This is a genomic window from Ruania albidiflava DSM 18029 (assembly GCF_000421225.1).
Taxonomy (GTDB): domain Bacteria; phylum Actinomycetota; class Actinomycetes; order Actinomycetales; family Beutenbergiaceae; genus Ruania; species Ruania albidiflava.
The window spans coordinates 37,512-45,603 of record NZ_ATWL01000022.1 but is presented as its reverse complement, the minus strand read 5'-3'; the positions used below and the strand labels follow the sequence as shown (position 1 = coordinate 45,603).

The 8,092-nt window shown below is 66.9% G+C and carries 9 protein-coding genes; 2 read left to right on the top strand and 7 right to left on the bottom strand.

The genetic code is table 11. The annotated features are described in order from the left end of the window. Both K338_RS0117405 and K338_RS0117400 read right to left on the bottom strand, forming a co-directional pair. Positions 1–266, bottom strand: a 266-nt coding sequence (locus tag K338_RS0117405; protein WP_169579582.1) for a leucine zipper domain-containing protein, incomplete at its 3' end; no start/stop codon positions are given. Positions 267–380: 114 nt separating this feature from the next. Beyond that, complete coding sequence (locus K338_RS0117400) at positions 381–1,088, bottom strand: GIN domain-containing protein (protein WP_022919439.1); 708 nt, start codon at positions 1,086–1,088, stop codon at positions 381–383. Between the two features lie 176 nt (positions 1,089–1,264). Here K338_RS0117400 and K338_RS0117395 point away from each other — a divergent pair, with 176 nt between their 5' ends. After that, positions 1,265–1,981, top strand: coding sequence for a YqeB family protein (locus K338_RS0117395; protein WP_022919438.1), 717 nt, complete (start codon positions 1,265–1,267; stop codon positions 1,979–1,981). Next, the gene (locus K338_RS0117390; protein ID WP_022919437.1) at positions 1,950–2,549 is read left to right on the top strand and encodes a TetR/AcrR family transcriptional regulator; all 600 of its coding nucleotides are present in this window, start codon (positions 1,950–1,952) and stop codon (positions 2,547–2,549) included. The genes K338_RS0117395 and K338_RS0117390 overlap by 32 nt, the downstream gene beginning before the upstream one ends. Positions 2,550–2,645: 96 nt before the next feature. Here K338_RS0117390 and K338_RS23645 read toward each other — a convergent pair whose 3' ends face one another. The 5 genes from K338_RS23645 to K338_RS0117365 form a co-directional block, all read right to left on the bottom strand. After that, positions 2,646–4,022: an FAD-dependent oxidoreductase gene (locus tag K338_RS23645; protein ID WP_022919436.1), complete on the bottom strand. Its 1,377-nt coding sequence runs from the start codon at positions 4,020–4,022 to the stop codon at positions 2,646–2,648. 93 nt (positions 4,023–4,115) lie between these two features. Then, the gene (locus tag K338_RS0117380; protein ID WP_245543000.1) at positions 4,116–4,940 is read right to left on the bottom strand and encodes a carbohydrate ABC transporter permease; all 825 of its coding nucleotides are present in this window, start codon (positions 4,938–4,940) and stop codon (positions 4,116–4,118) included. 32 nt (positions 4,941–4,972) lie between these two features. Continuing rightward, positions 4,973–5,971 (bottom strand): ABC transporter permease, encoded by a 999-nt coding sequence (locus tag K338_RS0117375; protein WP_022919434.1) that lies wholly within the window; start codon positions 5,969–5,971, stop codon positions 4,973–4,975. Further along, on the bottom strand, positions 5,961–6,488 hold the full coding sequence (locus K338_RS0117370) for a hypothetical protein (protein WP_157612597.1): 528 nt from the start codon (positions 6,486–6,488) through the stop codon (positions 5,961–5,963). The genes K338_RS0117375 and K338_RS0117370 overlap by 11 nt, the downstream gene beginning before the upstream one ends. 113 nt (positions 6,489–6,601) lie before the next feature. After that, the gene (locus K338_RS0117365; RefSeq protein WP_022919432.1) at positions 6,602–8,083 is read right to left on the bottom strand and encodes an extracellular solute-binding protein; all 1,482 of its coding nucleotides are present in this window, start codon (positions 8,081–8,083) and stop codon (positions 6,602–6,604) included. Positions 8,084–8,092: the final 9 nt, after the last annotated feature.

Below are 8,092 nucleotides of genomic sequence, written 5' to 3'. Positions count from 1 at the left end.
GGCCCGCGGCGGTGTCTACGCCGGCAGGCCACGATCCGCTCAGCCACCTCGCGCGGGGTACGCCGGGGGCTGCGGCGGGGCCGGCTGGAGCGGTCGTGCAGGCCATCCTCGCCCTCCTGGTCATAGCGCTTGAGCCAGTAGTGGGCGCACTTGCGCGAGATGCCCATCGCCTTGGCGGCATGGGCCACCGCCCACCCTTCCTGGCGTACCCGACGCACCAGCAGCAGGCGTCCCTGGAACGTCAGCCGGGCATTACGGTGGGACACGAGGACCTCCGGGATCTGGTAGTGACTCTTCGACAAGCCACACCCCACCCGGAGGTCCTCCCTACGTCAACGAACCGCCCCGACGAGTGTCACCAACGTCCTGGCCGGGTACACCTAGCCGCGCACGACCTCGCCGAGGCCGTCGATGTTCTCGGTCACCTCGGCGCCGCCGGTGTGCCGGATCGTGCCGGTGCCGCTGATGGTGGCGTCCAGGGCGTGGGTGGCGTGCACCTGGATGTCGCCGGCGCCGTCGATGGCGGCCACGGCATTGCGGGCAGTGAGCTGGTCGCCGTGGAACTCGCCGGCACCGTCGATGTGCACCTCCACCCGGTCGGCCTCGCCGCGCAGCTGGACGGATCCTGAGCCTTCGATCAGCACGGTGACGTGCTCGGCGTCGATGTCGGTGATCACTGCCTCGCCGGCGCCCAGGATGCGCACGACCATCGAGTCGGTGGGCACTGCCTGCGCGGTGACCTCGCCGGCGCCGTCGATGGTGACCGCGTTCAGCTCGGGCAGGTTGAGCTGGTAGTCGATCGGGCCGGGGCTGTTCCAGAATCCGCGGCCGACCGTCAGGTGCAGGGCGCCGGCCTGCTCGGCGGAGGTGATCCGCTTCAGTGCGTTCTCACCGGCGGTGATGTGCAGTGCTGGGTCTCCCGGGGTCACCGTGAGGCTGCCGGTGTCCTCGAGGACCACCTCGGACAGGCCGGAGGGCACCGGGCGGTCCTCGGAATCCGTGGGCCCGGCGGACAGGTACCCGCACCCGGTGAGCCCGAGCAGGCCCGCGGCAACCGCCGCAGCTGCGAGAACCAGTCGAAGTGCCATCGGAGTCCTCCTGTGGAAAGTGGGTGGCCCGCCCCTCCAGCGGGCCTGAGTCCACTCTGGCGGCCTCGTGGTCGCTGTCACTATCGGGGACCACCCCGGTTCAACCCTGGTTCCCCGCTCGGGGAGGAGCCCGAGGGCCCTAGCCATTAATGGAGTGTGTACTCTATTATTGGCGGATGGAACCGACGCGGATTCGACAGCACGCCGCCATCCCGGTGGTCTTCGGCGCCGGGGCGGTGGCACTCGGCGGAGTGCTCGGCGCGGTGGCTACGCCGGTAGCGCGCTGGTTGGTGGACCTGCTGCAGCGCACGCCGATCCCGGTGCACCAGCTGATCGAGGTGCTGGCGGGCCTGACGCTGCCCTGGAGCCTGCCGATCGGGCTGGTGCTCGGTGTGGTGGCAGGGGCAGCACTGGCCGCATCGATCGTGCAGGACGGCCTGACGCTCACCGTGGACTCCGACGGCCTGGAGTACCAGCACAAGGGTTGGGAAGGCTGGCTGGACCACGCGGACGTGGCAAGCGTGCACCGGGACGGGCGCTACGCCGTCGTGCTCGGCCACGACGGCGGTGTACTCGCCCGCCTGGACGCGGATGGCGTCAGCACCCAGCGGTTGCGCGCGGCATTGGTCCAGCACGGATACCGCTACCTCGAGGTCGACCCGTTCGAGGCGGACTACCGGCGTTGGCAGGACGGTCGGCCCGGGCTGGACAGCGCAGAGCACCGGCTGGTGCGCCGCTGGCGCGCAACCGGCAAGGATGCTGAGGCCCGAACGGAGGTGGAGGTCGACCTGCGCCAGGCAGGCCTGGCGATCCGCGAGCGGGATGGTCGCATCCAGGTTCGTCGCACGGCAGGATCGAGACATGGCACGCACCGTCGACCCGCAGCGTCATGAGGCTCGCCGGCTGCAGATCATCGACGCCGCCCTGACGGTGATCTCCGCCCGCGGCTACGAGGGCGCCACCACGGCTGCCATCTGCCGTGCCGCGGGTATCGGGTCCGGCACGTTCTTCCACTACTTCCCCACGAAGGTGGAGCTGCTGCTGGCGATCCTCGCGCTGGGCACCGCCGAGGTGAGCGAGCTCGCCGAACGGCTGGCGAACGTGGAGGACCCGATGGCCGCGATCGAGGCGATCGTGGACCAGGCAGTGGCTGACGCGGCCGATCCCCGCGTGGGTGGTTTCGTGCTCGCCGTCGCCGCGGTGATGCACGAACCGAAGGTGGTCGCCGCGCTGCAGGCGGACGAGGACGCACACCGCGCGCTGCTCACCGAGTGGCTCGCCCGCGCGCAGGACGCGGGCCGGGTGCGCACCGACCTGCCGGCCGCCCGGCTCGCCTCCTGGGTACGGCTGCTGCTGGACGGGTTCCTGGAGCGGATCGCCACCGAGGAGGACTTCACCGCCGAGCGCGAGGAGCCGGTGCTGCGGGAGACGGTGCTGAGGTTCCTGGCCGGTGACCACTGAACGGGGACTTCAAGGTCAGCTCCTGGTGCGCTGCCGTAGCCCGTGGGTGGTGGTCGTCGTGCGCCAAGCGCGGGACCGTGGTCGCAGGCTCGCCGCTCAGCGGGCTCTACCACCGACGGCCGCCGAGGAGGAGACGGTCGACGGGTCAGCCTGATCGCTGCTGCAGTTGTCGAAGTCCACGATGGCCCCCTGGCTGATCAGCGCCTCGCGAAGGGTCGGGTACTCGAGCTGGTTGATGTCAGAGCCGCTCGACAGGCTGAGCGCTGCGGCCGTCCCGGCTCCCTGGCCCATCGCCATGCAGGTGGCCATCACGCGCACCGACCCGAACCCGGGACCATCCGCACTCAGGCAGCGGCCAGCTGTGAGCACGTTGATGCTGCCCTGGGGAATGAGGCTACGCAGCGGCACGTTGTACTCCTGCCGCAGCACCACCAGCTCCGCCTGGTCGTTGGTGTGCGGCTCGTGGATATCGATGACGTGCGCGCCCTTGGCGATCGTGTCCGGGAACGGCTTGGGCACGAGGATGTCGTCACGGGTCAGCTGGTAGTGGCCGACGATGTGGTGCGTCTCGCGGACACCAGTCTGGATGCCGGACTTTGCCAGCCAGCAGTCGGCGAACTCCGGGAAGTTGGCACGCAGCACCCGGATGATCAGATCGAGGTTCTCGCGCATGCTGCACTCGGTGCGCGTGAACCACTCCGGGTCGCTGGCATCGGTCGGCTCACGCAACAGGTTGATGCTCACCATGCCGGGGTGGAAGAAGTAGTTGATCCATGGACCGCCGAAGTTGGGGATCACGCCGGCTTCGTTGAGCTCGGTCAGGCGACCTCGGATCTGCTCAGAGATGGGCAGGATGCCGTCGACTGCGTCACCGAAGGTGTATGCGAGGGCGTCGGTGTCCACACCGCCGAGCTGGAACCACAACGACGCGGGCTGCAGGACATCGGACTTGGTCGTCTCGAAGCCGGCTGCGCGAACCAGGTCGGCATCACCTGTGCAGTCGATGAAGAACTTGCCCTCGTAGGCAACCCGGCCAGACTTGTTCTGGACGATGACGTGGGTGAGCCGGCCGTCGGCGACCACGCAGTCAGCGAGCCACGAGTGGTAGAGCAGCGTGCCCCCCGCCTCGAGCACCAGCCGCTGGGCCGCGAGCTTGAGGATCTCGTCGTTGACAGGGAAGTTGCCGCTGCGCCGAGTGATCTCCGCGCCGTCCAGGTCCGCGGCTCGTTCCATCAGCTCGAACGGGATACCGCCGATGTGTTGCTTGTCGTTGATGCGGAACTCGCTGATGGGCGTCACGAGGGCGCTGGTCGCCATACCCCCGACGAAGCCGTACCTCTCGATCAGGAGTGTCTTCGCACCGTTGCGCGCTGCTGCCGCCGCGGCGATGACACCTGCCGGACCACCTCCACAAACGATGACGTCAAAGCTGCCCTCGACCGGTACGGTCCGACTGCTTTCCCTGATAAACAATGCATTTGCTCCTTGTGCACGGCCTGCATCCAGGCATGGCCGAGCGATCGAATGGCATCTCTTCAACAAAGTGCGGTGCGCTGTGCGCTCACGTCAGGACTTCACGGAGCCGATGAGGACACCCTTCTGGAAGTGCTTCTGGATGAAGGGATAGACGACGATCATCGGCAGTGCCGTGATGACCACGGCTGCCATCCGCAGCGTCACCGTCGGAGTGACGCTGTCGGGTGAGCTCTCAGCCTCGATACTGGTGGTGAGAAGATCTCGCAGGACGACCTGAAGTGGTTGCAGTGCCGTATCGCGCACGTAGAAGATCGCCGCGAAGAAGGTGTTCCAGTTGTTCACCGCGTAGAACAGTCCGATAGTCAGCAGCACGGGAACCGCGAGTGGGAACACGATGCGGGCCAGCAACCGGAGCTCTCCCGCACCATCCAGCCGTGCGGACTCGATGAGCTCACCGGGCAGCCCCTCGAAGAAGGTCTTCATGATGAAGACGTTGAAGACGCTGACGGCACCTGGGATGATCATCGCCCATACCGAGTTGAGCAGACCGGTCGCCTTGACGATGAGGTAGGTCGGAATGATGCCCGCATTGAACACCGTGGTGAAGACCAGTGCGAGCAGGATCACGGTGCGACCGGGCATCTCCTTGCGGCTGAGCGCCCATGCCAGGCCGGTGCTCAGCACCATGTTGAGTGCGGTGCCCACCACTGTGACGAAGGTGCTGATCAGCATGGCGCGTGGGATGCGGGTCTGGGTCCAGATCGCGATGTATCCCTCGAGTGTGAACTTCTTTGGGATCAGCACGTACCCACCGTTGGCGAGCACCTCCGAGTAGGGCGTGAACGACGCGGAGACCACGATCAGCAGTGGCACCAGGGCAAATAACCCGACGGCGAGCAGTAGGACGAGAATCACGGTGTCGAAGGTGCGGTCCCCGCCGGAGCGCTTCACCATACTTGACCGTCCCATCTGCGGGCCATCCGGTTGACGGTCACCATCAGCACGAGGCCGATGATCGACTTGAACAGACCGGCGGCCGCCGCCACGCTGTAGTTGAGATCCACCAGGCCGACTCGGTAGACCCAGGTGTCAATGATGTCGCCCACCGAGAGCACGAGCGGGTTGAGGAAGATGAAGACTTGGTCGAACCCCGCATCTAGGATCCCGCCGAGCTTGAGGACCAGCAGCAGGATGATGACGTTTCGGATCCCGGGCAGGGTGATGTGCCAGATCTGGCGGACCCGGCCGGCACCGTCCATCCGGGCGGCCTCGTAGAGCTCGGGGTTGATGCCCACCATCGCGGCGAGGTAGATGATCGCTCCCCAGCCGATGTCTTTCCAGATGTCGGAGGTCACCAGCACCGTGCGGAACCATTCGGTTGAGGTCAGGAACGGCACAGTGTCACCGAACGTCTGCCGGAAGAACGTATTGAGATAGCCGGTGCTCTGCGACAGCAGTGCCACAGCCACCCCGTAGACGACCACCCAGGAGAGGAAGTGGGGCATGTAGGACAGGGTCTGGACCCAGCGGCGGAACCAGCGCACCCGGCACTCGTTGAACAACAGTGCCACCCCGATCGCCGCGACGGTGCCGAAGACCAGCTTGTACACCGAGATCACCAGGGTGTTCCGGATCAGCTGGCCGGCGTACGGTGAAGTGACAAACGCGGCGAAGTGCGAGTACCACGGGTCCGCCCACGGGCTGTCGAGGATCCCCAGGCCGAGGTTGTAGTCCTTGAAGGCGACCAGCAGTCCGTACAGTGGCCCGTACTTGTAGACAAGGACGTAGGCCAGTGCTGGGGCCATCAGCAGGTACAGCACCCGATACCGGTAGATGTGGGCCCAGAGCCGGTTGCGGCCCCTGGCCTTCTTGCGGTTTCGTCCCGGTGGCTGCTTCGTGGCGGCCACACGCTGCTCGGAGTCTGCGAGGGTCGTCTCAGCGCTCATTGCGCACCACACCGATCGGGACCGAGCCGATGGCGGAATGGGACAGCCCGATCAACAACCGCGCCCAGACCCACCCCATGGCTAGCGCCAGTGGGGGCGCCAGCACGATCCCGGCGCCGACCGCCACAGTGAGCGCCGCGCCGGCCAGCGCCGTGTGCGGGCGCCGCAGCCAGAGCAGCACAGAGAGCCAGAGCGTACTCACCGTGCCCGGTTCTCCGCGCGCGATGAGGGGCAGCATGGTCACGATCGTCGCCAGCAGTGCCACCCCCGCGATCAGGGCTGCGGCCTGCACCGCGGTGGCGGTGGCCGCGTCGGTGGCGGTCAGCCCGAACAGGAGGGTCGCGGCTACGCCCACAGCGGCGAGCAGCGTGGCCACTGTCGCGGCGGCGCGAGCGAGGGGTGCGCGGACGAGCTCGTCCCAGAACGCCCTGACGACAGGTCGGTAGATGCCCTCACGGCGCTCCGCGACTACGCGCAGCAGCGCCAAGGTCGAGCTCCCTGCAGTGATGACCGGCACGCACGCTGCCACCCACAGGGTGGTGAGACCCGCACACTCCCACAGCTGCTCGAGGCGCGCGTAGAGACGCCCGTGAGGGGCCATGGGCGCGGACGCGGAGACACCCACGCGGATCAGCTCCTCACGCCGAGGTCGTCCAGCTGGGTCGCCGCCGCCTCGACGAAGGCGTCATAACCGAACTGAGACTTCAGCGAGTCCACGAACGCGGGGTACTCCGAGGGCGCTGTCGCCCCGGTGAGAAAGCTGACCAGCTGCTCCTCGCTGAACCTGTCGGCCTCGGACTGGTTGAAACCGTCGGGCGAGGTGATGAAGGACTGGTAGTCCGTCACCACCGGTTGGTCGTGCGCGCGCTCGAAGTAGCGCTGTTGGTCCGGGAACTTCACTTCGAGGTAGGGCAGCTCGTCTCTTCCCACCAGCTGGTAGACGAAGAAGTACCCGCCCTCCTCAGCCATCGCCGGAAGTGGTTCGATACGGCCGTCGGCCCCGAGCTCATAGTGGGTGCCCTCGACGCCGTAGAGCACGAGGCGGTTACCTTCCTCGGTCGAGACGTAGTTGATGAGCTCGATGATCTTCTCGACCTTGGTGTCGTCCCCCGCGAGTGTTGCCGGCAGGGCGAAGAAGACTGCGTCCGCCTTGACCGGGATCACCCCGTCGGAGCCGTCCGCCGTGGGGAACAGGTCCAGCTGCACCCACTCCGCATCCGGGTTTGCCGCGACCGCCAGCTCCTCGGCCTCCTGCTTCTTCACTGCTGTCCAGGACTGCGCCATCACTCCGGCGCCACCCTGGAACCCACGGTCACGGGCCTCCATGCTGGAGAGCGAGTAGGAATCGGGATCGACGTAACCGGAGGTCTGCAGGTCGGCGATGTAGGCGATCGCATCGGCGACACCTTCATCTTCATACCCGGAGCGGAGCTCGCCGGACTCATCGAGGTAGATGGTGCCGGGGCCCGGGGTGCCGAACGAGCCCCACAGTGGACGGAAGAGCGGGTCGGGTGCTGCACCGGTGAGTCCGTAGGTGTCGTTCTGGCCGTTGCCGTCCGGATCGTCCTCGGTGAAGGCACGCAGCACCTCGCGAAACTCCTCGAGCGTCGTGGGTGTTTCCAGACCCAGGTTGTCGAGCCAGTCCTGCCGGATCCAGTAGGTCACGCCGTTGACGTTGTTCTGGTATCGAGTGATCGCACTGAGCTTGCCGTCGATCACGCCGCGACCGGCGGTCTCCTCACCGACGAAGTCCACGTAGTCGCCGAGCTGGTCCTGGTAGTCGCTGAGGTCGAGGACCAGTCCCTGCTCCACAAACCTCTGCAGCTGGTTGCGGTCGACCCGGAAGATGTCGGGTGCATCACCGGCCGCGAGCGAGGCCGCCAGATCCTCCGGCGAGTGCTGGTGGACCACCTGGGCACCGATGGCATCGCCGAGCGTCGTCGCGATCACGTTGTCGTCGTCGGGGGTGTAGTCGTTGGCGGCACCGCCGAGAGCCATGTTGATGGTGACCGGCGCGTTCGGGTCGCTTCCCTCGCCTGAGCACGCACCGACGGCCGTCACTGCCATGGCACCGCCGGCTGCTGCTAGAGCCTGCCGTCGTGTGATGATCATCTGCGCTTC

Excerpts from the sequence above, each read along its gene's own strand:
- K338_RS0117400 (WP_022919439.1), bottom strand. The coding sequence starts at position 1,088 with ATGGCACTTCGACTGGTTCTCGCAGCTGCGGCGGTTGCCGCGGGCCTG.
- K338_RS0117395 (WP_022919438.1), top strand. The coding sequence starts at position 1,265 with ATGGAACCGACGCGGATTCGACAGCACGCCGCCATCCCGGTGGTCTTC.
- K338_RS0117390 (WP_022919437.1), top strand. The coding sequence starts at position 1,950 with ATGGCACGCACCGTCGACCCGCAGCGTCATGAGGCTCGCCGGCTGCAG.
- K338_RS0117375 (WP_022919434.1), bottom strand. The coding sequence starts at position 5,971 with ATGAGCGCTGAGACGACCCTCGCAGACTCCGAGCAGCGTGTGGCCGCC.
- K338_RS0117365 (WP_022919432.1), bottom strand. The coding sequence starts at position 8,083 with ATGATCATCACACGACGGCAGGCTCTAGCAGCAGCCGGCGGTGCCATG.